The sequence below is a fragment of the Streptomyces sp. NPDC087310 genome, assembly GCF_044744405.1.
Taxonomy (GTDB): domain Bacteria; phylum Actinomycetota; class Actinomycetes; order Streptomycetales; family Streptomycetaceae; genus Streptomyces.
This window is the reverse complement of record NZ_JBIUYF010000001.1, coordinates 546528-570531: the sequence shown is the minus strand read 5'-3', so window position 1 is coordinate 570531 and position 24004 is coordinate 546528. Positions and strand designations below refer to the sequence as shown.

21 protein-coding genes and 1 riboswitch are annotated in these 24004 nt (G+C 70.5%); of the genes, 16 read left to right on the top strand and 5 right to left on the bottom strand.

From position 1 onward, the window contains the following. Positions 1-79 precede the first annotated feature (79 nt). The 4 genes from coxB to ACIO3P_RS02090 all read left to right on the top strand — a co-directional run bounded on the left by coxB (position 80) and on the right by ACIO3P_RS02090 (position 4539). Entirely contained in the window at positions 80-1042 is a 963-nt protein-coding gene (coxB, locus tag ACIO3P_RS02105; RefSeq protein WP_329825972.1) for a cytochrome c oxidase subunit II, read from the top strand. Then, positions 1039-2784: a cytochrome c oxidase subunit I gene (gene ctaD, locus ACIO3P_RS02100; protein ID WP_329825973.1), complete on the top strand. Its 1746-nt coding sequence runs from the start codon at positions 1039-1041 to the stop codon at positions 2782-2784. The genes coxB and ctaD overlap by 4 nt, the downstream gene beginning before the upstream one ends. Then, positions 2781-3179 (top strand): cytochrome c oxidase subunit 4, encoded by a 399-nt coding sequence (locus ACIO3P_RS02095; protein ID WP_329825974.1) that lies wholly within the window; start codon positions 2781-2783, stop codon positions 3177-3179. Before ctaD ends, ACIO3P_RS02095 begins: the two co-directional genes overlap by 4 nt. 109 nt (positions 3180-3288) lie before the next feature. Next, complete coding sequence (locus ACIO3P_RS02090) at positions 3289-4539, top strand: Ig-like domain-containing protein (RefSeq protein WP_329825975.1); 1251 nt, start codon at positions 3289-3291, stop codon at positions 4537-4539. Positions 4540-4630: 91 nt separating this feature from the next. Here ACIO3P_RS02090 and ACIO3P_RS02085 read toward each other — a convergent pair whose 3' ends face one another. Next, the gene (locus ACIO3P_RS02085; protein ID WP_329825976.1) at positions 4631-5032 is read right to left on the bottom strand and encodes a hypothetical protein; all 402 of its coding nucleotides are present in this window, start codon (positions 5030-5032) and stop codon (positions 4631-4633) included. A 195-nt stretch (positions 5033-5227) separates the two neighbouring features. Here ACIO3P_RS02085 and ACIO3P_RS02080 point away from each other — a divergent pair, with 195 nt between their 5' ends. From ACIO3P_RS02080 to ACIO3P_RS02055, 6 genes are all read left to right on the top strand, one after another. After that, positions 5228-5848: a heme-copper oxidase subunit III gene (locus ACIO3P_RS02080; protein WP_329825977.1), complete on the top strand. Its 621-nt coding sequence runs from the start codon at positions 5228-5230 to the stop codon at positions 5846-5848. Between the two features lie 83 nt (positions 5849-5931). Then, positions 5932-6741, top strand: coding sequence for a c-type cytochrome (locus tag ACIO3P_RS02075; protein WP_329825978.1), 810 nt, complete (start codon positions 5932-5934; stop codon positions 6739-6741). Continuing rightward, a complete protein-coding gene (locus ACIO3P_RS02070) occupies positions 6738-7793 on the top strand; it encodes a Rieske 2Fe-2S domain-containing protein (protein ID WP_329825979.1) in 1056 nt (351 codons plus the stop codon). The genes ACIO3P_RS02075 and ACIO3P_RS02070 overlap by 4 nt, the downstream gene beginning before the upstream one ends. Continuing rightward, a complete protein-coding gene (locus ACIO3P_RS02065) occupies positions 7790-9433 on the top strand; it encodes a ubiquinol-cytochrome c reductase cytochrome b subunit (RefSeq protein ID WP_329825980.1) in 1644 nt (547 codons plus the stop codon). The genes ACIO3P_RS02070 and ACIO3P_RS02065 overlap by 4 nt, the downstream gene beginning before the upstream one ends. 219 nt (positions 9434-9652) lie before the next feature. Continuing rightward, entirely contained in the window at positions 9653-10717 is a 1065-nt protein-coding gene (gene trpD, locus ACIO3P_RS02060; RefSeq protein WP_329825981.1) for an anthranilate phosphoribosyltransferase, read from the top strand. A 126-nt stretch (positions 10718-10843) separates the two neighbouring features. Next, positions 10844-10961: riboswitch (SAM riboswitch) on the top strand. A 227-nt stretch (positions 10962-11188) separates the two neighbouring features. Further along, a complete protein-coding gene (locus ACIO3P_RS02055; RefSeq protein WP_401850412.1) occupies positions 11189-12604 on the top strand; it encodes an aminotransferase class V-fold PLP-dependent enzyme in 1416 nt (471 codons plus the stop codon). Positions 12605-12630: 26 nt separating this feature from the next. On the opposite strand, the gene ACIO3P_RS02050 is transcribed toward ACIO3P_RS02055, so the two are convergent. Then, positions 12631-12912, bottom strand: coding sequence for an Lrp/AsnC ligand binding domain-containing protein (locus tag ACIO3P_RS02050; protein ID WP_329825983.1), 282 nt, complete (start codon positions 12910-12912; stop codon positions 12631-12633). After that, complete coding sequence (locus ACIO3P_RS02045) at positions 12909-13568, bottom strand: rhomboid family intramembrane serine protease (RefSeq protein ID WP_401850856.1); 660 nt, start codon at positions 13566-13568, stop codon at positions 12909-12911. Before ACIO3P_RS02045 ends, ACIO3P_RS02050 begins: the two co-directional genes overlap by 4 nt. 202 nt (positions 13569-13770) lie before the next feature. Between ACIO3P_RS02045 and ACIO3P_RS02040 the strand changes: the two genes are divergently transcribed. From ACIO3P_RS02040 to ACIO3P_RS02020, 5 genes are all read left to right on the top strand, one after another. After that, positions 13771-14022 carry a hypothetical protein gene (locus tag ACIO3P_RS02040; RefSeq protein WP_329825984.1) on the top strand — a complete coding sequence of 84 codons (252 nt, stop codon included), beginning with the start codon at positions 13771-13773 and terminating at the stop codon, positions 14020-14022. Positions 14023-14059: 37 nt separating this feature from the next. After that, entirely contained in the window at positions 14060-15424 is a 1365-nt protein-coding gene (locus ACIO3P_RS02035) for an NYN domain-containing protein (protein ID WP_401788103.1), read from the top strand. Between the two features lie 442 nt (positions 15425-15866). Continuing rightward, positions 15867-16919 carry an NlpC/P60 family protein gene (locus tag ACIO3P_RS02030; protein WP_329825986.1) on the top strand — a complete coding sequence of 351 codons (1053 nt, stop codon included), beginning with the start codon at positions 15867-15869 and terminating at the stop codon, positions 16917-16919. A gap of 276 nt (positions 16920-17195) precedes the next feature. After that, positions 17196-18248 (top strand): C40 family peptidase, encoded by a 1053-nt coding sequence (locus tag ACIO3P_RS02025; protein ID WP_329825987.1) that lies wholly within the window; start codon positions 17196-17198, stop codon positions 18246-18248. A gap of 32 nt (positions 18249-18280) precedes the next feature. Further along, on the top strand, positions 18281-19552 hold the full coding sequence (locus tag ACIO3P_RS02020) for a hypothetical protein (protein ID WP_401850410.1): 1272 nt from the start codon (positions 18281-18283) through the stop codon (positions 19550-19552). Here ACIO3P_RS02020 and ACIO3P_RS02015 read toward each other — a convergent pair. After that, positions 19509-20756 (bottom strand): glycosyltransferase 87 family protein, encoded by a 1248-nt coding sequence (locus ACIO3P_RS02015; RefSeq protein WP_329825988.1) that lies wholly within the window; start codon positions 20754-20756, stop codon positions 19509-19511. The two genes, ACIO3P_RS02020 and ACIO3P_RS02015, sit on opposite strands and share 44 nt — an antisense overlap. Before the next feature lie 154 nt (positions 20757-20910). On the opposite strand from ACIO3P_RS02015, the gene ACIO3P_RS02010 reads away from it, so the two are divergent. Further along, positions 20911-22065, top strand: coding sequence for a glycosyltransferase family 4 protein (locus tag ACIO3P_RS02010; RefSeq protein WP_329825989.1), 1155 nt, complete (start codon positions 20911-20913; stop codon positions 22063-22065). A gap of 108 nt (positions 22066-22173) precedes the next feature. Here ACIO3P_RS02010 and ACIO3P_RS02005 read toward each other — a convergent pair whose 3' ends face one another. Continuing rightward, a complete protein-coding gene (locus ACIO3P_RS02005; RefSeq protein WP_329825990.1) occupies positions 22174-23970 on the bottom strand; it encodes an AMP-binding protein in 1797 nt (598 codons plus the stop codon). Between the last annotated feature and the right edge of the window lie 34 nt (positions 23971-24004).

Below are 24004 nucleotides of genomic sequence, written 5' to 3'. Positions count from 1 at the left end.
CCGCCCGCGTCAGGGTCGGCGACCGACCACGAGACGGCCGCAGCCCGCCGCGCGGGCGAGACTCTCGGGAAGGCGCTACGTGAGTCCCAACGGCTCCGACCGCTCGTCGCGGCGCCCGATGCGGCGGAAGCTGCCGCAGGTGCTGACTGCGGGCCTGATCCTCGCGACCTCCACGGGTTGCACATACAAGGACTTCCCCCGCCTTGGAATGCCCACCCCAGTGACGGAGGAGGCTCCCCGGATCCTCTCCCTCTGGCAGGGCTCGTGGGCGGCAGCGCTCATCACGGGCGTACTGGTTTGGGGGCTGATCGTGTGGAGCGTCATCTTCCACCGGCGCAGCCGCACCAAGGTGGAGGTACCTCCGCAGACCCGGTACAACATGCCCATCGAGGCGCTGTACACCGTGGTCCCCCTCATCATCGTGTCGGTGCTCTTCTACTTCACCGCACGGGACGAGTCGAAGCTCCTCACCCTTTCCGCGAAGCCCGCCCACACGGTCAACGTGGTCGGCTACCAGTGGAGCTGGGGCTTCAACTACATCGAGAACGTGGACGGCAACGCCGCCACGGGCAACGAGGTCCCCAAGGAGCTCGACGCCATCCCCAACCGGTTCACGAAGGACTTCCCCAAGGGTGCCGAGGGCGTCTACGACTACGGCGTCCCGGGCACGCGGAACCCGCAGACCGACAACCCGGGTCCGACGCTGTGGCTGCCCAAGGGCGAGAAGGTCCGGTTCATCCTGACCTCGCGTGACGTCATCCACTCCTTCTGGGTGGTGCCGTTCCTGATGAAGCAGGACGTCATCCCGGGGCACACCAACTCCTTCGAGGTCACCCCGAACCAGGAGGGCACCTTCCTCGGTAAGTGCGCCGAGCTCTGCGGTGTCGACCACTCGCGGATGCTCTTCAACGTCAAGGTGGTCTCTCCGGAGCGCTACCAGAAGCACCTGGAAGAGCTGGCCAAGAAGGGCCAGAACGGCTACATCCCGTCGGGCATCGCGCAGACGGATCCGGCCAGGAATGCGGAGACGAACAAACTGTGAGCATCCTCAACGAACCTCAGGGTGCCGCCGCAGCAGCAGAGGACTCGTACGAGAACGAGCTGCCGGTACGGCGCAAACAGCCGGGCAACGTGGTCGTGCGGTGGTTGACCACCACCGACCACAAGACCATCGGCACGATGTATCTGATCACGTCGTTCGCGTTCTTCTGCATCGGCGGGGTGATGGCGCTCTTCATGCGCGCCGAGCTGGCCCGTCCGGGTACGCAGATCATGTCGAACGAGCAGTTCAACCAGGCGTTCACGATGCATGGCACGATCATGCTGCTGATGTTCGCGACGCCGTTGTTCGCGGGATTCGCGAACTGGATCATGCCGCTGCAGATCGGTGCGCCGGATGTGGCGTTCCCGCGGCTGAACATGTTCGCGTACTGGCTGTACCTCTTCGGTTCGCTGATCGCGGTGAGCGGTTTCATCACACCGCAGGGCGCGGCGGACTTCGGATGGTTCGCCTACTCCCCGCTGTCGGACGCCGTGCGTTCGCCCGGGATCGGCGCGGATCTGTGGATCATGGGACTGGCGTTCTCCGGGTTCGGGACGATCCTGGGGTCGGTCAACTTCATCACCACGATCATCTGCATGCGCGCGCCGGGTATGACGATGTTCCGGATGCCGATCTTCACGTGGAACGTGCTGCTGACCGGTGTGCTGGTCCTGCTGGCGTTCCCGGTGCTGGCCGCCGCGCTCTTCGCGCTGGAGGCCGACCGTAAGTTCGGCGCTCATATCTTCGACGCGGCCAACGGCGGGTCGTTGCTGTGGCAACACCTGTTCTGGTTCTTCGGGCATCCCGAGGTGTACATCATCGCCCTGCCGTTCTTCGGGATCGTCTCGGAAGTGATTCCGGTCTTCTCGCGGAAGCCGATGTTCGGTTACATCGGTCTGGTGGCGGCGACGATCTCCATCGCGGGTCTCTCGGTGACGGTGTGGGCGCACCACATGTACGTGACGGGCGGGGTACTGCTGCCGTTCTTCTCGTTCATGACGTTCCTCATCGCGGTACCGACCGGGGTGAAGTTCTTCAACTGGATCGGCACGATGTGGAAGGGCTCGCTCTCCTTCGAGACGCCGATGCTCTGGACGGTCGGCTTCCTGGTGACGTTCCTCTTCGGCGGACTCACCGGCGTGATCCTGGCGTCGCCGCCGATGGACTTCCACGTCTCGGACTCGTACTTCGTGGTGGCGCACTTCCACTACGTGGTGTTCGGGACGGTCGTCTTCGCGATGTTCGCGGGCTTCCACTTCTGGTGGCCGAAGTTCACCGGCAAGATGCTCGACGAGCGGCTCGGGAAGATCACTTTCTGGACGCTGTTCATCGGCTTCCACGGCACCTTCCTCGTCCAGCACTGGCTGGGCGCCGAGGGCATGCCGCGCCGGTACGCGGACTATCTCGCGTCGGACGGTTTCACCGCGCTGAACACCATTTCCACGATCAGCTCGTTCGTGCTCGGTCTGTCGATACTGCCGTTCTTCTACAACGTCTGGAAGACCGCCAAGTACGGCAAGAAGATCGAGGTCGACGACCCGTGGGGCTACGGTCGTTCACTCGAATGGGCGACTTCGTGCCCGCCGCCGCGGCACAACTTCCTCACGCTGCCGCGTATCCGCTCGGAATCCCCCGCGTTCGATCTGCACCACCCGGAGATCGCCGCGCTCGACCAGCTTGAGAACGCGGGCCACGGGGCCGCGGCCGGCGCCCTCGCCGGTGGCAAGGAGGCCGGCAAGTGAAGATCCAAGGCAGGATGTTCATCTGGCTGAGCGTCTTCATCCTCGCCGTGGCCGTCGTGTACGGCGTCTGGTCGAAGGAGCCGGTCGGTACGACGGCGCTGTTCCTGGCCTTCGGGCTGAGCGTGATGATCGGCTTCTACCTGGCCTTCACGGCCCGGCGGATGGACGCGCTGGCGCAGGACAACAAGGAAGCCGACGTCGCGGACGAGTCCGGCGAGGTCGGGTTCTTCGCCCCGCACAGTTGGCAGCCGTTCTCGCTCGCCATCGGTGGCGCGCTGGCCTTCCTGGCCATCGCCATCGGCTGGTGGCTGCTGTACTTCTCCCTGCCGCTGATCCTGGTCGGCCTGTGGGGCTGGGTCTTCGAGTTCTACCGCGGTGAGAACCAGAACCAGTAGACGCGTACGGCATCGACAGGGGGCCCGGCCTCTCCGACCAGGAGAGGCCGGGCCCCCCGTTTGCATCACCCGTCGCGCTGCCGGCGGAGAATCTTCTTACCGTGAGCACATGAACCACACGCCACGCTTGCGCGCCATCCTGAGCTGCACCGTACTGGTCGTGTCCCTCGGGGCGAGTGCGACCGCGTGCGGTGGCCCCGACACCCACCCGCTCTCCGACAAGCCGTACGACGCCGACGGCCAGATCGTGTTCAGCGTCACCGCGGGCGGCAAGAAGGTGAACCCCGACAAGCCGCTCGAAGTGGTCTCCAAGAACCGTGACGGCCGCATCACGGACGTCACGGCCGTCGACGCGAGCGGCCACTACCTGGCGGGGGAACTCACCGCCGACGGGATGCGCTGGCACTCCACCGCCCCACTGGCCGCCGGTGCCCGCTACACCGTCAGGGTCGCCACGGAGAACGAGGAGGGCAAGCCCGGCTCCCGGCGGCTCACCTTCGACACCGCCAAGGCGAAGAAGACCCTGGAGGTCGAGTTCGGCCCCGACGCGGGCACGTACGGCGTCGGCCAGCCGATCACCGCCACCCTCAGCCAGCCGGTCAAGTCCAAGGCGGCCAGGGCCGTCGTCGAGCGCTCCCTGAAGGTACGTTCCACGCCCTCGGCGGAGGGCGGCACCTGGCACTGGGTGGACGACGAGACGATGCACTTCCGCCCCAAGGAGTACTGGCCGGCGAACAGCAAGATCACCGCCACCAGCAACCTCGAAGGGGTGAAGATCGGGGACAAGCTGTACGGCAGCGCCACCAAGCCGCTGAAGCTCACCATCGGCGACCGGATCGAGGCCATCACCGACGCCTCGGCGCACTACATGACGATCTACCGCAACGGCGAGGAGATCAACAGCATCCCGGTCACCACCGGGAAGCCCGGCTTCTCCACCCGCAACGGCATCAAGGTCGTGCTCGGCAAGGAGTACTTCGTACGGATGCGCGGCACGTCCGTCGGCATCGGCGGCGGCGAGGGGTACGACCTGCCGGTCTACTGGGCGACCAGAGTCACCTGGAGCGGTGAGTACGTGCACGCCGCCCCGTGGTCCCTGGGCTCCCAGGGCGCGGCCAACGTCAGCCACGGCTGCACCGGCATGTCCACCGGCAACGCCGCCTGGTTCTTCGAGACGGTGAAGGAAGGCGACATCGTCCAGGTCATCAACAGCGCCGGTGACTACATGGAGGAATTCGGCAACGGCTACGGGGACTGGAACGTGGACTGGAAGGACTGGCGCAAGGGCAGCGTCCTCCAGGCCGGCCTCAGAGAGGGCAGCTCGCCCGCCGACTCGGCACGGCTGCGCCCGGCGATCTAGAGCGCCGCTGACAGCCCGGACGGCTGACAGCCCGGACGGCGGTCGCGTGGGCCCAGGGCCCCGTGACCGCCGTCCGGGTACGTGAGCGGGGTCAGACCTCCACGGAGAGCCTGGAGCGCAGCAGGGAGGCCAGGGCGTCCGCGAAGCCGACCGGTTCGACCGGCAGCGTCACCGCGGCGTCCGCGCGGCTCCAGGTGGCCAGCCAGGCGTCCTGCGGGCGGCCGATCAGCAGCAGCACGGGCGGGCAGTGGAAGATCTCGTCCTTGATCTGCCGGGAGACGCCCATACCGCCGGCGGGGGCCGTCTCACCGTCCAGCACACAGACGTCGATCCCGCCGCGGTCCAGCCGCTCGATCACCGCGGGAAGGGTCGCGCACTCCACGAACTCGACCGGTGGGACATCGGCGGCCGGCCGCCGGCCCGCCGCCAGCCTGACCTGCTCGCGGGTGTTCGCGTCGTCGCTGTAGACCAGCACGGTGGCGGTCGGCTGCATTGTTCCTCCGTGACATCGGTGTCTGCGGGGGCTCCAGGGCTCCACGGCCCTGAACCGATGCGCGGATCGTACTCCGTCGGACACCCTGTCAGCACGGGTAAGGACAGTCCTTCGCTGGGCCGTTCGAGCTGGACACAGCCCATGGACACACCGAACGGCACCCCGGGAGTCAGCGCGGGATAAGCGACCGACATAATGTCGGTCGTGGCGACAGCAACGACAGTAGAAACCGGGCACGCGCACCCGTCGGTCAATCGGCCGAACCTCACCAGTGTCGGAACCATCATTTGGCTGAGTTCCGAGCTGATGTTCTTCGCGGCCCTCTTCGCGATGTACTTCACCCTGCGATCGGTGATGGGGGCTGAGTACTGGAAGGAAATGGCTCATGCCCTGAACGTCCCGTTCTCGACGGCGAACACGACGATCCTGGTGCTCTCCTCCCTCACCTGTCAGCTCGGCGTCTTCGCCGCCGAGCGCGGTGACGTGAAGAAGCTCCGAGCGTGGTTCGTGATCACGTTCGTGATGGGTGCGATCTTCATCGGCGGCCAGGTCCTCGAGTACACCGAGCTGGTCAAGAAGGACGGCATCTCGCTCTCCTCCGACCCGTACGGCTCGGTGTTCTATCTGACCACCGGCTTCCACGGTCTGCACGTGACGGGGGGTCTGATCGCGTTCCTGTTCGTCCTGGGCAGGACGTACGCGGCCAAGAGGTTCACCCACGAGCAGGCAACCGCCGCCATCGTCGTGTCCTATTACTGGCACTTCGTCGATGTCGTCTGGATCGGCCTTTTCGCCACGATCTACTTGATCAAGTAGCGGGACGCCGCGCCCGACGCGCGCCGCCCTACGCACACAGTCCAGAAGCACCGACGCAGAAGATCCTGACACCGGGGTAATCCGTGAAAAAGCTCTCCGCACGACGACGCCATCCGCTGGCGGCGGTCGTCGTCCTACTCTTCGCGCTGGCGGTCACCGGGGGGCTGTACGCCACGTTCGCGCCCGCGAGCAAGGCACAGGCTGACGAAACCGCCCAGTCCCTGGCCATCGAGGAGGGCAAGAAGCTCTACTCGGTCGGCTGCGCAAGCTGCCACGGGACCGGGGGTCAGGGTTCCTCCGACGGTCCGAGCCTGGTCGGCGTCGGCTCCGCCGCCGTGGACTTCCAGGTCGGCACCGGCCGGATGCCGGCCCAGCAGCCCGGCGCGCAGGTACCGAAGAAGAAGGTCATCTACTCCCAGAAGGAGATCGACCAGCTCGCCGCGTACGTCGCGTCCCTCGGCGCCGGTCCGATCACGCCGACCGAGAACCAGTACAGCCCCGACGGTGCCGACATCGCCAACGGTGGCGACCTGTTCCGTACCAACTGCACCCAGTGCCACAACTTCACCGGTGAGGGTGGTGCGCTGACACACGGCAAATCCGCACCGAGCCTTGAGGGCGTGGATCCGAAGCACATCTACGAGGCCATGCAGACCGGCCCGCAGAACATGCCTTCCTTCCCCGACTCCACGATGCCGGAGCAGCAGAAGAAGGACATCATCGCGTACGTCAAGGCGGTGAACGGGGATGAGACCGTCAGCCCCGGCGGCCTCTCCCTCGGCGGCCTCGGCCCCGTCAGCGAGGGCCTGTTCGCCTGGATCTTCGGACTGGGCGCATTGATCGCCGTTGCCGTCTGGGTCGCGGCCCACACCGCTAAGGCCAAGAAGTCATGAGTAGCCAAGAGAATTCAGTAGACGAGAACCTGCCGAGCGGGCACGTCGCCGCGCACGGCGAGGTGGAGCGCGCCGACGATCCCTTCGCGGATCCGGGGCTGCCGGCCCACAAACCGCGGATCCAGGACATCGACGAGCGGGCGGCCAGGCGGTCCGAGCGCACCGTCGCCGGCCTGTTCCTGCTGTCGATGCTGGCGACGGTGGCGTTCATCGCCTCCTTCGTCGCCTTCCCGGTCGACAAGAGCGTCTTCATCTTCCCGTTCGGGCACGTCAGCATCCTGCACTTCTCGCTGGGTGTGACCCTCGGTGTCGCCCTGTTCGCCATCGGCGCCGGCGCGGTCCACTGGGCCCGCACGCTGATGTCGGACGTGGAGATCGCCGACGACCGGCACCCGATCGAGGCGTCGCCGGAGGTCAAGGCGAAGGTCCTGGAGGACTTCGCCGCGGGTGCGGCCGAGTCGGGCTTCGGCCGGCGCAAGCTGATCCGCAACACGATGTTCGGCGCGCTGGCGCTCGTACCGCTCTCCGGGGTCGTGCTGCTGCGCGACCTCGGTCCGCTGCCCGAGAAGAAGCTCCGCACGACGCTGTGGGCCAAGGGCAAGCAGCTCATCAACATGAACACCATGGAGCCGCTGCGTCCCGAGGACGTCATCACGGGCTCGCTGACGTTCGCCATGCCCGAGGGTCTGGACCAGCACAGCGAGGAGTTCCAGAAGGAGATCGCCAAGGCCGCCCTGATGATCGTCCGGATTCAGCCGGACGAGATCAAGGACAAGCAGGAGCTGGACTGGTCCCACCAGGGGATCGTGGCGTTCTCGAAGATCTGCACCCACGTCGGGTGCCCGATCAGCCTGTACGAGCAGCAGACGCACCACGTGCTCTGCCCGTGCCACCAGTCCACCTTCGACCTCTCCGACGGCGCGCGCGTCATCTTCGGCCCCGCCGGTCACGCCCTGCCGCAGTTGCATATCGGCGTGAACGCTGAGGGCAACCTTGAGGCACTCGGCGACTTCGCCGAGCCCGTCGGCCCTGCCTTCTGGGAGCGCGGATGAGTACCACGACAACCACAGCCACGACGGACGACAAGGCCCGCAAAGCGCCCGCGGGCGAGCGCGTGGCCGACTGGGCGGACGGCCGGCTGGGTATCTACAGCCTGGCCAAGGCCAACATGCGGAAGATCTTCCCGGACCACTGGTCCTTCATGCTCGGGGAGATCTGCCTCTACAGCTTCATCATCATCATCCTCACGGGTGTGTATCTGACGCTGTTCTTCCACCCGTCGATGAACGAGGTGGAGTACCACGGCGGTTACGTCCCGCTCCAGGGCGTGATGATGTCGGAGGCGTTCGCCTCCACGCTGGACATCAGCTTCGACGTCCGCGGCGGTCTGCTCATCCGGCAGATCCACCACTGGGCGGCGCTGATCTTCCTCGCGGCCATGATGGTCCACATGATGCGCGTCTTCTTCACGGGCGCCTTCCGCAAGCCGCGCGAGGTCAACTGGCTGTTCGGCTTCCTGCTGTTCGTCCTGGGCATGTTCACCGGGTTCACCGGCTACTCGCTCCCCGACGACCTGCTCTCCGGCACCGGTGTGCGGTTCATGCAGGGCGCGGTCCTGTCGGTGCCGATCGTCGGAACGTACCTGTCGATGTTCCTGTTCGGCGGCGAGTTCCCCGGCGGCGACTTCGTGGCCCGGTTCTACTCGGTCCACATCCTGCTGCTGCCCGGCATCATGCTGGGCCTGGTCGTGGCCCACCTGATCCTGGTCTTCTACCACAAGCACACGCAGTTCGCCGGCCCCGGCAAGACGAACACCAACGTCGTCGGCATGCCGCTGCTGCCGGTCTACATGGCCAAGGCCGGAGGCTTCTTCTTCCTGGTCTTCGGGGTCATCGCGATCGTCTCGGCCATCGCCACGATCAACCCGATCTGGGCCCTCGGCCCGTACCGGCCCGACCAGGTCTCCACCGGCGCCCAGCCCGACTGGTACATGGGCTTCTCCGAGGGCCTCATCCGTGTGATGCCCGGCTGGGAGATCAACGCGTGGGGACACACGCTCGTCCTGGGTGTCTTCATCCCGCTGATCATCTTCCCGCTGGTGCTGGTCGCGATCGCGGTCTACCCGTTCGTCGAGTCCTGGGTCACCGGCGACAAGCGCGAGCACCACATCCTGGACCGCCCGCGCAACGTACCGACCCGTACGGCGTTCGGTGTGGCCTGGCTGACCTGGTACTTCATCCTGCTGGTCGGTGGCGGGAACGACCTGTGGGCGACGCACTTCCATCTGTCGATCAACGCGATCACCTGGTTCGTCCGGATCGCCTTCTTCGCCGGACCGGTCATCGCCTTCATCGTCACCAAGCGGATCTGCATCGGTCTCCAGCGACGCGACGCCGAGAAGGTGCTGCACGGACGCGAGTCCGGTGTCATCAAGCGGCTGCCGCACGGTGAGTTCGTCGAGGTCCACACCCCGCTGGACCAGGCCGACCTGCACAAGCTGACCGCGCACGAGCAGTACAAGCCCGCCGAGCTCGGCCCCGAGACCGACGAGAACGGGGTACGCCGCAAGGTGTCGCCCGTCGAGCGGCTCAGGGTCAAGCTGAGCAAGGGCTACTACGGCGAGCACAACCAGCTTCCCAAGCCCACCGCGGAGGAGTACAAGGAGATCACCAGCGGCCACGGCCACCACTGATCGCCCGGCCTGAAACAGGTCGCCACCACCGAGGGCCCCGGCCCGGTCTCCCCAGGGAGCCGGCCGGGGCCCTCGGCGTGTGTGCCCGTACGTCCGCCGCGTCCGGAGTACGGGCACCCCTCCGCCGGGCGCGGCGTACGCCGATAGGCTTGCGGCCGGGCCGTACGCCGTCACGCCGTACGAAGCCCACGCAGCCGTCCCAGACACCCAGGAGCGAGCATGAGCGCTGTTACCCCCGTCGGAGGCGACACCGTGGCGGCCCGCACCTGGCCCGGCGTACTGAACCCCCTGCTGCGCGGCGAGAACCTGTCCACCGACGACACGGCGTGGGCCATGGACCGCATCATGAGCGGCGAGGCCACCGACGCGCAGATCGCCGGCTTCGCGGTCGCGCTGCGGGCGAAGGGCGAGACCGTCGAGGAGGTCTCGGGGCTGGTCCGCGCGATGTACGCGCACGCCAACACCATCGAGGTGCCCGGCCGTACGGTCGACATCGTCGGCACCGGCGGCGATCTCGCCAAGACCGTCAACATCTCCACGATGTCCGCGATCGTCGTGGCGGGCACCGGCGCCAAGGTCGTCAAGCACGGCAACCGCGCCTCGTCCTCCGCGAGCGGTGCCTCCGACGTACTGGAGAAGCTCGGCGTCAATCTGGAGCTGACGCCGGGGCGGGTCGTGGAGGTCGCGGAGGAGGCGGGCATCACGTTCTGCTTCGCGGTCAAGTTCCACCCGGCGCTGCGGTACGCGGCCAAGGCGCGCAAGGAGCTGGGCGCGCAGACCACCTTCAACATCCTCGGCCCGCTCACCAACCCGGCCAGGGTCAGATCCCAGGCCGTGGGCGTGGCGGACGCGCGGATGGCGCCCATCGTCGCCGGGGTGCTCGCCGCCCGCGGCAACTCGGCGCTGGTCTTCCGCGGCGACGACGGGCTCGACGAGCTGACCACCACCGCGACCTCGCGGGTGTGGACCGTACGGGACGGCGAGGTCACCGAGCAGCCCTTCGACCCGCGGGACGTCGGGCTGGAACTGGTCCCCGTGGAGGCGCTGCGCGGCGCGGACGCCTCGTACAACGCCGATGTCGCCCGCCGGCTGCTGGCCGGCGAGGGCGGACCCGTACGGGAGGCCGTGCTGCTCAACGCGGCGGCGGCGCTGGTGGCGCTCGACCCGACCGGGGACCCGCTGGAGACCCAGCTCGTGGCGGGGATCGCGCGGGCCGCGGAGGCGATCGACTCGGGCGCGGCGCGGGACGCGCTGGCCCGCTGGGTGGCGGCCAGCAACGCCTGACCGCTTGACGGAGGGAGGGGCCGGGACGCGGAACACGCGCCCGGCCCCCTCCTGTTGGACGGGCCCGTCCCGTATCGCGGACGGCGACTTGGGCGGTCCGCGCCCCTGTGCCATACTTTCGGCCAAGGTCATGAGTGACAGCGATTAAGGCCCCGGCTCGCTGTCCGGCAACCCTCCGTCCGTGGCGGGGTGCCCCGGGTGAAGACCAGGCCGTAGGCAGCGAGGTCTGCGGCAAGCGCGGACCCCTTGCCACCTTTGGGGTCCTGGTCCTCAAGGGAGCAGTCTCGTGAGCAAGCGAATGCGTTAGGGCTTCAGGATCCGTCGGATCCTCGCCCCTTCTTCAACCACCTCCGCGCGGTCCGTTCCGTGCGTCGAGGCATCCCCGCATCATCCGGCGCCGCTCCGTCGTGGAGTCGTGGAGCCGTGCGGGTCCTGAAGCCGTTCCGACTTTCCTCGCCGGGAGACAACGCCATGTCCGCACGCCCGAACGCCGCCGCCCCCACCGCCACCGCCTTCGTCGCCCCCACCGCCGACGACCCCGCCTGTGCGGCCCCGCTCCCCGTGCTCGGCGCCGATGTGACCGTCCCCCTCGTCACCGGCGGCGAGGTGACGTACGCGGCCCTCGACTACGCGGCCAGCGCCCCGGCCCTCCAGCGGGTGTGGGACGACGTCGCCGCGTACGCCCCGTACTACGGCAGTGTCCACCGCGGCGCCGGCTACCTCTCGCAGCTCTCCACGGACCTCTTCGAGAACAGCCGCCGCACGGTCGCGGAGTTCCTCGGCTGCCGCGCCGGCGACCAGGTCGTCTTCACCCGCTCGACCACCGACTCGCTCAACCTGCTGGCCGCCGCGCTGCCCGCCGACTGCCAGGTCTTCGTCTTCGAGACCGAGCACCACGCGTCCCTGCTGCCCTGGCGCGACGCCCGGGTCACCTACCTCAACGCCCCGCGCACCACGGACGAGGCCGTCGCCACCCTGGAGCGCGCGCTCGCCTCGCGCGACCCGCAGGGCCCGGCGCTGGTCTGTGTGACGGGTGCGTCCAACGTGACCGGTGAGCTGTGGCCGGTACGGGAGCTGGCCGCCGCCGCACACGCCCACGGCGCCCGGATCGTCCTCGACGCCGCGCAGCTCGTACCGCATCACGCGGTGGACATCGCGGATCTCGACGTCGACTGGATCGCCTTCTCCGGCCACAAGCTGTACGCGCCGTTCGGCTCCGGAGTGCTCGCGGGCCGCGCCGACTGGCTCCAGTCCGCCGAGCCGTACCTCGCGGGCGGCGGCGCCAGCCGCAAGGTGGCGCGCCGTGCCGACGGCGGTGTGGACGTCGACTGGCACACCACGGCCGCCCGGCACGAGGCGGGCTCGCCCAACGTCATCGGCGTCTACGCGATCGCCGCCGCCTGCAAGGCGCTCACCGAGGCCGGCTTCGACGCGCTGGCCGCGCGGGAGCAGCGGCTGGTCGCCGAGGTGCGCGCCGGTCTGGCGGAGGTGCCCGAGGTCAAGGTGCTCTCGCTCTTCGGCGACGACGCGGCGCGGGTCGGCGTGCTGTCGTTCGTGGTCGAGGGGTGGAACAGCTCGCACTTCGCCGCCGCGCTCTCCGCGGAGTACGGCATCGGCGTACGGGACGGTCTGTTCTGCGCCCACCCGCTGGTCAGGACCCTGCTGGGCAGCGACCCGCAGGACCCGGGGGAGTGCGGCGCCCCGGAGGCGGAGCCGGGCGAGCGCTCGCTCAACGCGATCCGGGTCAGCTTCGGCGCGGGGACGCCGGACGAGCACGTGGAGCGCTTCGTGCGGGCGGTGCGGGAGCTGGTGAGCGACGGCGCGCGGTGGAACTACCGTACGGAGGACGGCCGTTGCGTCCCGGACCGGGACGGCGCCGCCGCGTAGCGCTGACGTACCCGCCGGAGGCGGTCCTACGCGTCGAGTCCGATCGCGAAGGCCGCCTCCAGGTCGTGCTGGGAGTACGTACGGAACGCGACGTGGGTGTCCGTGCCCTCGACGCCCTCGATCTTGCTGATCCGGCCGGGGATCACATCCGCCAGATCGTCGTGCTTGGCGACCCGGACCATGGCGATCAGGTCGTACGTACCGGTCACCGAGAAGACCTCGCTGACGCTGTCCAGCGCCGCGATCGACTCCGCGATCTCGGGGATCCGGTCCACGCTGGTCTTGATGAGCACGATCGCGGTGATCACGGTTGGCGTTCTCCCTCGGTGGCCGCTGGCTGGGCTCTCACTCTATCGGTACGCCAGTACCGTCCCCAGGCGTAGAGGAAGCCGGCGCCGAAGCCCACGAGGTGCGCCAGATAGGCGATGCCGGGGCCCTCTCCGGCGCCGTGCGCGGCCAGCCACTGGAGCACGAACCAGAAGATCAGCACGATCCAGGCGGGGAAGCGCAGCGGCAGGAAGAAGAGGAACGGGAAGAGGCTGGTGACCCGCGCCCGGGGGAAGAGGTACAGGAACGCGCCGAGCACCCCGGAGATCGCGCCCGACGCCCCGACCAGGGTCTGGGAGGAGGCGGCGTTCGCGAGCGCGTACACGAGGAGCGCGAGGGCGCCGGTGGCGAGGTAGAAGAGCAGGAACGCGGCGCGGCCCATCCGCTCCTCGGTCATCGCGCCGAAGACATGCAGGAAGAGCATGTTCCCCAGCAGGTGCAGCCAGCTCCCGTGGACGAAGAGCGCGGTGAACGGGGTGAGCAGGGCGCGCGGCTCGCCGCGCGTCAGCTCGCTCGGGATGACGCCCCACCGCTCGAAACAGGCGCTCTGCGCGGCCAGCAGCGCGTCGCCCTTCCCGTACGCGGGAGTGAATCCCGAGAGCGGGCCGAGGAGGAAGGCCAGACAGCAGAGGGCCATCAGCCCGTAGGTCACCAGGGGCGCTCCGTACGCCGTACGCCTTTTGCTCACGGACAGAGCATGGCGTACCGGTCCCTAACGGTGCAGAGCGCCTCGCCGGGGCGCGGGGGAGCCGCGAGGCCGTAGGGTTGCCGGGTGCCATCCGCGGTTCGACGCCGCACCGCGGGGCACCGCATAGGGACGACGAAAAGAGGACGGCACGATGGCAGCAACTCCGACGGTTCCGCAGCCCACGGCCTCCACCCGGTGGCGCTGCACCTTGTGCGGCAATCTGACGCGGTTCGATGTGACGCGCTCGTCGAAGGTCGTCGAGTACGTCCATCTGGACCTGGCAGGGGAGCCGAAGGTCGAGGAGCGTGAGGTGGTCAGTGAGACCATCGAGTCGGTGCGCTGCCGTTGGTGCAACGCCGTGGATCAGATCGAGCTGGTGGACAGGCCGGGTGCCGGTTCCTGAGGGAGCCGCCCGTAAGGGGTGGATGGGGTGACGGATCGTGGAGCAGCCCGCGAGTGGCGCTGAGCCGGCCGGTGCGGCCGGCGGTGACGCCGCGGAAACGCTCGACCGACCGCTCCCCGACGGGGTACGGCGCCGGGTCGTCGCGCTCGTCTCGGACGCCTTCGGCGGGCTGACGGTCACCGAGCTGCCCGCCCAGCTCCGGCAGTACGCGCGCTTCGCCCCGAACAGGCGTGCGAAGTTCGCAGGTAACGCGATGGCCGCCGCGCTGGAGAGCGACCCCCTCTTCCGGCAGCGGATCGGCGAGCGGATCGCCCAGGCCCAGCCGGAGCTGGCCGCCGCCCTGGAGTCCGGATCGCCCCCCGCCGCCGCCGATCCCGTCGATGTGGCCGCCGCCGCGTATGTGCTCAGGCCCCCCGGATGGGTGAAACTGGTCGCCGCCGCCGGCGAAGAGGCGCAGCGCGCCGACGCCGAGCGCGCCGACGAGGAGAACCGGCGCGAGCTGGAGCGGCTGCGCGAGGAGCTGGCCGCCGCCAGGTCCCTCACCAGGACCGAGACGGAGCGGCTGCGCACGGAGCTGGACACCGCGCGCAAGGAGACCGAGGCGCTCCACCGCAAGCTGCGCAGCGCCTTGAGCGATGTGAAGCGCGGCGAGGCCGCCCTGCGCCGTACGCACGCGGAGTCCGAGGCCCTCCGGGCGGAGAGCGCGGCCCAGGTGTCGGCGGCGGAGAGCGAGACGCGCCGGATCAGGGCGCGGCTCGCGGAGGCGGAGTCGGCGGTCGAGTCGAGCCGCAGGGCCGCCCGCGAGGGGCGCTCGGTCGAGGACATGCGGCTGCGGCTGCTGCTGGACACGGTGCTGGAGTCGGCCCAGGGGCTGCGGCGCGAGCTGGCGCTGCCGCCCGCCGCGAGCCGGCCCGCGGACACGGTCGACGCGGTGGAGCCCGGCCGGATGTCCCCCAAGGACGTGGCGGCGCGCGCGCTCTCCGATATGGATCCGGCGCTGCTCGATCAGCTTCTGGCGCTTCCGCAGGCGCATCTGATCGTCGACGGTTACAACGTGACCAAGACCGGTTATCCCACGATGCCGCTGGAGAAGCAGCGGCTGCGGCTGCTGGGCGGGCTCGCGATGCTCGCCGCGCAGTCGGGCGCCGAGATGACCTGTGTCTTCGATGGCGCGGAGCTGGTCGCGCCGGTGCTGCTCGCACCGCCGCGCGGCGTACGGGTGCTCTTCTCCAAGCCGGGGGTGACCGCGGACGAGTTGATCCGTCAGCTCGTCAGGGCGGAGCCGCCCGGCCGGCCCGTGGTGGTGGCCTCCACCGACCGTGAGGTCGCGGACGGGGTCGCGAAGGCCGGCGCCAGGCCGGTCGCGTCCGCCTTGCTGCTGAAGCGGCTTTCGCGCGTCTAGCTGATGTCCGGTCGGATCTGCCCTGACCGGATCTCTTCTGTCTGTCTCTGACCGCCTCTGACCTTCTCCGGCCACTTCCGGCCACCTCTGGCCTTCTCTGGTCAACCAACAGTGGCAATGACCGAATTGAACGCCACTTGTCTGGGCGTGGCGTCAAATGTCCACTACTGCATGTGTATTGCCGCTCTGCTGTCTGTAGGGCGCCTGTAAATAATGTGCTTCGTGACAGAGTTTTTCCTTGCAAGGATTTGAACTGATCACAAGAAGGTCACTAGGGTCATGCCTCGAACCTTCGCGCGGTTGATCACCCATCCGGGGTGACAGTGAAGGAACCGCCGTTTTCGCGCAGTTCGGCCCAGTTCGCGGGGGAGCCGTACGCACGAAGCCGGGACTGACGTCCCCAAGGACCGGCAGGCGGCTGAGGAAGAAGGAGCTCGCCTCCGTGGCGTCCCACCGTCGTCCCAAGCCCCCGAGCCGTACCCGGGTGACCGTGCTCACCGCGACCGCCGCCGCTGCTGTCGCGCTCTCCTCCCAGGCCGCCAACGCCGCACCGACGCCGAGCAAGGCCGACGTCAAGGAGAAGGTCGACAAGCTCTACGAGGACGCCGAGAAGGCCACCGAGAAGGCCAACGGGGCCGAAGAGGCGCAGGACAAGCTGGAGAAGCAGGTCGGCGCCCTCCAGGACAAGGTCGCCCGTGGCCAGGACGAGCTCAACGAGATGCGCGACGGCCTCGGCCTGATGGCCAGCAGCCAGTACCGCACCGGCGGTATCGACCCCGCGCTCCAGCTCTTCCTCTCCTCCGACCCGGACAGCTACCTGGAGAAGGCGTCCACGCTCGACCAGGTCAGCGGCAAGCAGGCCGAGTCGCTCAAGCGGATCCAGGACAAGCAGCGGACCCTCGCGCAGCAGCGCCAGGAGGCCCAGGGCAAGGTCAAGGACCTCGCGGACACCCGCAAGGTGCTCACCGAGAAGAAGAAGGAAGTCCAGGGCAAGCTCGCCTCCGCGCAGAAGCTGCTCAACTCGCTCACCGAGAAGGAGCGCGCCGACCTCGCCAAGGCCGAGGAGGAGCGCGCCAGCCGGGGCAGCGGCAGCGGCGGCGGCTCGACGTCCTCCCGCGCCGACCTCGGGGACACCCCGGCCTCCTCGTCCCGCGCCGCCGCGGCGTTCGCCGCCGCGCAGGGCAAGATCGGCACGCCGTACGTCTACGGCGCCTCCGGCCCCAGCTCCTTCGACTGCTCCGGGCTCACCTCCTGGGCGTACGCGCAGGCCGGTGTCTCCATCCCCCGGACCTCCGAGTCGCAGGCCAACGCCGGTTCGCGGCTCTCGCAGAGCCAGCTCCAGAAGGGTGACCTGGTCATCTTCTACGGCGACCTGCACCACGTCGGCTTCTACGCGGGCAACGGCCAGGTGCTGCACGCGCCCAAGCCGGGCGCCAGCGTCCGCTACGAGGCCATCGGGAACATGCCGTTCCAGTTCGGTGTGCGCATCGCCTGACCGCCGGGCGGGCGTGGCCGGCTGTTGACGTCCTGACCGTCATCTCCGGCTCGACACCCGCCCATTCGGGGGAATTCCCACCCCACACGCTGACACCCGCGCCCCGCCGATGACCTTGAGGTCTACGGCGGGGCGTCACTTTGTGTGCGCGGGGCGGTCGTTGGCCGCTCCGTGATCGCCCGGCTACTGTCTGCTCCGCGCAGCACCGGCCAGCGGTCCGCCCACCGGGCGGCAGGGCTGCGCCTGCGCGTACAGCGGAAGGGAGTTCGGCTTCCCGTGGTGTCCCATCGCCGTCCCTCACAGTCCGGCCATGCTGCTCTGCGTTCCGGCACCCGTGGCAGCGCCGTCGCCGCCGTGTCCCTCGCGGCGGCCACGACGGCGGTGGCGCTCGGCGCCGCCCCGGCGGGCGCCGACCCACAGGCGACGCCCGACGCGACCCGGGCCCAGGTCGACCGGCTCTTCGAGCAGGCCGAGCGGGCCACCGAGCGGTACAACAAGGCGGGCGAACGCGTCACGGAGCTGCGGACGCTGCTGGACACGGCGCAGGACAGCGCCGCGCGCGGCCAGGAGCGTGTCAACGCGATGCGCGGCGCGCTCGGTTCGCTCGCCGGCGCCCAGTACCGTTCCGGCGGCGTCGACCCCACCCTCGCGCTGCTGCTCTCCTCCGACCCGGACGGCTATCTGGAGAAGGCCGCCGTCCTCGACCGGGTCGGCGCCCGCCAGTCCGGCGCCCTGAAGGAACTCGGCCTGGCCCAGCGCAGCCTCGGGCAGGTACGCAGCGAGGCCGCCCGCGACCTCGCCGAGCTGGAGCGCAGCCGGGCCGCCGTCGCCCGCCACAAGCGCACCGTCGAGGGCAGGCTCGCCGAGGCGCGCCGCCTGCTCAACACCCTGACCGAGGCCGACCGCGTCTCCTACGACCGGGCCTCGCGCTCCGACCGGGGCGATCTGCCGGGCGCGCTCTCGGGACCCGGGGCGCCCGCCACCGGGCGGGCCGCCGCGGCCGTCCAGGCCGCCCAGCGCGCCGTCGGGCGGCCCTACGTGTGGGGCGCCAACGGGCCCTCGGGCTTCGACTGTTCCGGGCTCACCCAGTGGGCGTACGGGCAGGCGGGCGTCGGCCTGCCGCGCACCTCCCAGGCCCAGCGGTACGCCGGAGCCCGCGTACCGCTCTCCCAGGCGCGCCCCGGCGACCTGGTGGCGTACCGCGACGACGCCAGCCACATCGGGATGTACGTGGGCAACGGCCAGGTGATCCACGCCCCGTACCCCGGCGCCTCCGTGCGCTACGACCCGGTCGGCATGCTGCCGGTCTCCTCCGTCACACGCGTCTGAGGCGCCGGCACCCGCCCCGTACGATCGGCGGCGTGGCAGGTCAGGAGCGTACGGGCGGTGCCGCCACCGGCAGCGGCGGCACCGGTGGCGCGGTGGGGCGGCGCGCCGTTCTGCCGCTGCTGGCCGGAGCGCTCCTGGCGCCCGGCTGTACGGCCCCGGCGCGTGCCCCCGACCCGGCCGCGACGGCCACGGACGGCATCCGCCGGACCCTGGACCGCCGGGCCGCCGCCGTCCTGGACCGCGACGAGGCCGCCTACCTGGCCGCCGTCGACCCCGCAGCGCACGCCCTGCGCGCCACCGCGCGCGCCGAGTTCGGGAACCTCGCCGAGGTGCCCCTCGGCTCATGGGCGTACCACCTCACCGAGGTACGGCGCTCCGGCGCCCGCGCGACCGTACGCGCCGAACTGCGCCACCGGCTCGCCGGCCACGACAGTGCGCCCGTCACCGCGCCCCGCGCGCTGGAGCTGACCGAGCGTGCGGGCCGCTGGTACGTGAGCGCCGACCGGCCCGGCGACGGGGGCGGCGCCCAGCTCTGGGAGCAGGGCGCGGTACGGGCCGTGCACGGCGCCCGCGGCCTCGTCCTGGGCGTCGGGCAGGACCGGGCGCGGCTGCGGGAGATCGCGGCCGTCGCCGACCGCGCCGTACCGGCCGTCGACGCCGCCTGGCCGGGCCGCTGGGCGCGCCGGGTGGTGCTGCTGGTGCCGGAGGACCTGACGGCCATGGGAGGGCTCCTGGGGGCGCCCGCCGCCGGTTACCGGGGCATCGCCGCGGTCACCACGGGCGAGACCGGCGGCGCGGGCGCCTCGTCGGCCGACCGGATCGTCGTCAACCCGGAGGCGTTCGGGGAACTCGGCGCCCACGGCCGGGAGATCGTCCTGACCCACGAGACCACCCACGTGGCGACCAGGAAGGCCACCTCCGCCGCCACCCCGTCCTGGCTCTCCGAGGGCTTCGCCGACTGGGTCGCGTACCGGACCACCGGCCTGACCGCCGGGCGGATCGCCCCCGAACTCCGGCGCGCCGTACGCCGCGGCGACGCGCCCGCCGCGCTCCCCTCCGACGAGGACTTCGCGTTCGCCGGGGACGCGGACCGGCTGGCCCGCGCCTATGAGAGCGGCTGGCTGGCCTGCGACCTGATCGCCGCACAGTGGGGCGCGGAGAAGCTGACCGCCTTCTACCGCGCGGTAGGGGACCGTCCGGGTCGCGAGGGCGCCGTGAAGAAGGCCGCGCGCGACGTCCTGGCCACCACGCCGGAGCGGCTCACGGAGCTGTGGCGCGATCGGGTGCGGCGGCGTCTGGGCTGACGTCCGGCGCCGCGGCGGCGCGCCGGGGCCCGGAGACCGTCTCCCGCCACAGCCGCAGACAGGCCAGCAGCGTCGCGGCGACGAGCAGACCGTTGCGTACGAACAGCAGCAGCACCCCGAGCGGGTCCCCGGACACGACATGGGCGAACCCCAGCGGGAATTCGAGCAGGGTCACCGCCGACGCGACCACGACCAGCCACGCGGGCAGCGCCATCCGGCTCGCCCGCGGCGTCAGACACACCGCGGCGAGCCCGACCAGCCAGAGCAGGTACTGCGGGCTGATCACCCGGCTCGTGGTGGTGAACAGCAGCACCGCCGCGAACGCCGCGTCCGGCGCCGTACGGGCCGAGTACGTACGGGCGCGCAGCCGCCACACCAGCAGCCAGCCCAGGGCGAGCACGGACAGCGCCAGCGCCACGGAGCTCACCAGCGGGACGTACGGTCCGACGAACTCCACGGAGCCGTAACTGAGCTGCACGCCCCCCTCCCAGCCGAAGTGCCGCCACACCTGGAACACCAGCGCGCCCAGGGACTCGACCTCCGTCCCCCGGTCCCGCTGGAAGGTGAGGAACGCCAGCGCGCCGGGGAGCGCCGCGCAGGCGACCGCGACCAGCAGGGCCGCGGTCAGCGCCGCGCTCGTCCACGCCCGGCGGGTGACCCGCCCCGGCTCCGTCCCCACCAGCAGCAGCGCCGGCCACACCTTCAGCAGCGCGCCGAACGCCGCGAGCGCCCCCATGAGCCTCGGCCGCCCCACCCCGGCGAGCAGCGCGGCCACCGCCACCGCCGTCACCATCACGTCGTACCGGGCGTACGCGGTCGGCCCCAGCAGCGGTACGCCCACTACCCACACCCACGCCCCGCGCGCCGACCGGTCCGCGCCCCGGGCCGCGCGCAGCAGCAGCCCCAGGACCAGCGCGTCGCAGAGGAACGCCAGCACGAAGAAGGCCGACGCGTACCCGAGGAACGGCAGCACGGCGGGCGAGACGATCGCCAGCGCGGCGGCGGGCGGATACTGCCAGGTCACGTCCGACAGCGGATACGTGCCGGACTTCAGCACCTCGTACCAGCCCCGGTAGATCACCGAGACGTCGCTGGTGACATCGGGCCCCGGCACGGTCACGACCTTGAGGACACAGAGCAGCAGAGCCGCCCTGGTGAGGGTCCACACCGCGACCGCCGTCCGTGTGCCGTGCGCGCCCGTCATGACCGGCCCTTCCCTGTTCCGTACGGTTCCGTGCGAGCCGACCACCGTCCGTTTCATCCCTGATTGCGGAAGCCGGCGGACGCCATGATGCCCGCCCCCGCTGTGCCGGAGCCATGAGGCGGGGCCGCGTCGCCGCCCGGTACTGTCGGCGGCGATGCACAAGACATTGATCGTCACCAATGACTTTCCGCCCAGGCCGGGCGGCATCCAGGCGTTCCTGCACAACATGGCGCTGCGCCTGGACCCCGAACAACTCGTCGTCTACGCGTCCACCTGGAAGCGGGGGCGCGAGGGCGTCGAGGCCACCGACGCCTTCGACGCGGAGCAGCCCTTCACCGTCGTACGCGACCGTACGACGATGCTGCTGCCGACCCCGCGCGTCACCCGCAGGGCCGTCGGGCTGCTGCGCGAGCACGGCTGCGAGTCGGTCTGGTTCGGCGCGGCGGCCCCGCTCGGTCTGATGGCGCCCGCGCTGCGCCGGGCGGGCGCGCGGCGCCTCGTCGCCACCACGCACGGCCACGAGGCGGGCTGGGCGCAATTGCCCGCCTCCCGGCACCTGCTGCGGCGCATCGGGGAGTCCACGGACACGATCACCTATCTGGGTGAGTACACCCGGTCGCGGATCGCGCCCGCGCTCACCCCCGAGGCCGCCGCGCGGATGCGGCAACTGCCGCCGGGCGTCGACGAGAAGACCTTCCACCCCGACTCGGGCGGCGCCGCGGTGCGCGCCGCGCTCGGGCTCACGGACCGGCCCGTCGTCGTCTGCGTCTCCCGGCTGGTGCCGCGCAAGGGCCAGGACACGCTGATCCGCGCGATGCCCGCGATCCTGGCGCGGGTGCCGGACGCGGTCCTGCTGATCGTGGGCGGCGGCCCGTACGAGGCCGACCTGCGGAAGCTGGCCGGGACCACGGGCGTCGCCGCCTCCGTACGCTTCACCGGTGCCGTGCCCTGGGCGGAGCTGCCCGCGCACTTTGGCGCGGGCGATGTCTTCGCGATGCCCTGCCGCACCCGCCGCGGCGGCCTCGACGTGGAGGGCCTGGGCATCGTCTACCTGGAGGCGTCGGCGACCGGCCTCCCGGTCGTCGCTGGCGACTCGGGCGGCGCGCCCGACGCGGTGCTGGACGGCGAGACGGGCTGGGTGGTCCACGGGGGCCCGCCGGACGTGGCAGCCCGGGAGTCGGCCGACCGGATCGTCACCCTTCTCGAAGACCCGGAGCTGCGCCGCAGGATGGGCGAGCGCGGCCGGGCCTGGGTGGAGGAGCGCTGGCGCTGGGACCTCCTGGCGGAACGGCTGCGCCTGCTGCTCTGACGGCCCCGGCGCGCGGAGGGTCGACCGCGCGTCCGGGCCGGGCGCCGGGCGCGGCTCCGGCCGGACCGGGCGGGCGCGCCGGGGCACGCGCTCCGGCGCGCCCGCCCGTCAGCTCTGGTAGATCGCCTCGATCTCGTCCGCGAAGTCCTTCGCCACCACGTTCCGCTTCAGCTTCATCGACGGCGTGATGTGCCCCGCGTCCTCCGTGAACTGCGCCGTCAGGACGCGGAACTTCCGTACCGACTCCGCCTTCGACACCGCCGCGTTGCCCTCGTCCACCGCCCGCTGGACCTCCGCCAGCAGCTCCGGGTCGAGCCGCAGCGTCGCCGCGGTCGAGGCGGCCGGTTTGCCGTGCTCCTTCGCCCAGCGGGTGAGGAACTCCTCGTCCAGGGTGATCAGCGCGCCCACGAACGGGCGGCCGTCGCCGACGACCATGCACTCCGCCACCAGCGCGTGCCCCCTGATGCGGTCCTCGATCACCGCGGGGGCGACGTTCTTGCCGCCCGCCGTGACCAGGATCTCCTTCTTCCGGCCTGTGATGGAGAGGTAGCCGTCCTCGTCGAGGGTGCCGATGTCGCCGGTGTGGAACCAGCCGTCGGCCAGCGCCTCCGCCGTCGCCGCCTCGTTGTTCCAGTACCCCGTGAACAGGTGCTCGCCGTGCAGCAGCACCTCGCCGTCGTCGGCGATCCGGACGACCGAGCCCGGCAGGGGCTGGCCGACCGTGCCGATCTTCTGGCGGTCCCACGGGTTGAACGAGGTCGCCGCGCAGGACTCCGTCAGGCCGTACCCCTCCAGCACCGTGAAGCCGATGCCCCGGTAGAAGTGGCCCAGCCGCTCGCCCAGCGGGGCGCCGCCGGAGATCGCGTACTCGCCGCGCCCGCCGAGCACCGCGCGCAGCTTCCGGTAGACGAGCCGGTCGAAGACCGTGTGGCGGATCCTGAGCCCCAGGGACGGGCCCCGCGGGGTGGAGAGCGCCCGGCTGTACGCGATCGCCGTGTGCGCCGCCTTGTCGAAGATCCGGCCCTTGCCGTCCGCCTGCGCCTTGGCGCGCGCCGCGTTGTAGACCTTCTCGAAGACGCGCGGCACCCCGAGGATCAGCGTCGGACGGAAGGAGGCCAGCTCTTCGGTCAGGTTCTTGATGTCCGGTACGCAGCCGAGTTTGATCGGCGCCATCACGGCCGCCACCTCGACCAGCCGCCCGAAGACATGCGCGGTGGGGAGGAAGAGCAGGACGGAGCACTCGCCGGTACGGAAGAGGGGGTTGAGGCGTTCCACCGCGTTGCCGCACTCGGCGAAGAAGCTGCGGTGCGTCAGCACACACCCCTTGGGGCGGCCGGTGGTGCCCGAGGTGTACACGATCGTCGCCGGGTCGTCGGCCTTCGCCGTAGCGGCCCGCTCGTCGACCGTCGCGTCCGTGACCTCCGCGCCCGCGGCCGTCAGTTCCGCCACCGCGCCCCGGTCGAGCTGCCAGACGTCGCGCAGCGCGGGCAGCCCGCCCCGTACGGACGCGACCGACGCCGCGTGCTCGTCGCTCTCCACGATCGCGGCGACCGCGCCCGAGTCACCGAGGATCCACTGCACCTGCTCGGCCGAACTGGTCTCGTACACCGGGACGGTGACCGCCCCAGCGCTCCAGATCGCGAAGTCGAACTGCACCCACTCGAAACGGGTGCGCGACATCAGCGCGACTCTGTCGCCCGGCCGGATGCCCGCCGCGATCAGCCCCTTGGCGACGGTCCGCACCTCCGCGAGGAACTGCGTGGCGGTGACGTCGGTCCAGGCCCCGGCCACCTTGCGGCCCAGAACCGCGACATCGGGGTGCTGAGCGGCATTGCGGCGGATGAGATCCGTCAGATTGCCGTCCGAGGGGACCTCGTACAGGGCCGGAAGGCCGAACTCGCGCAAGACTGCTGCTCCTCATCGGGCGCCGGCGCCACGG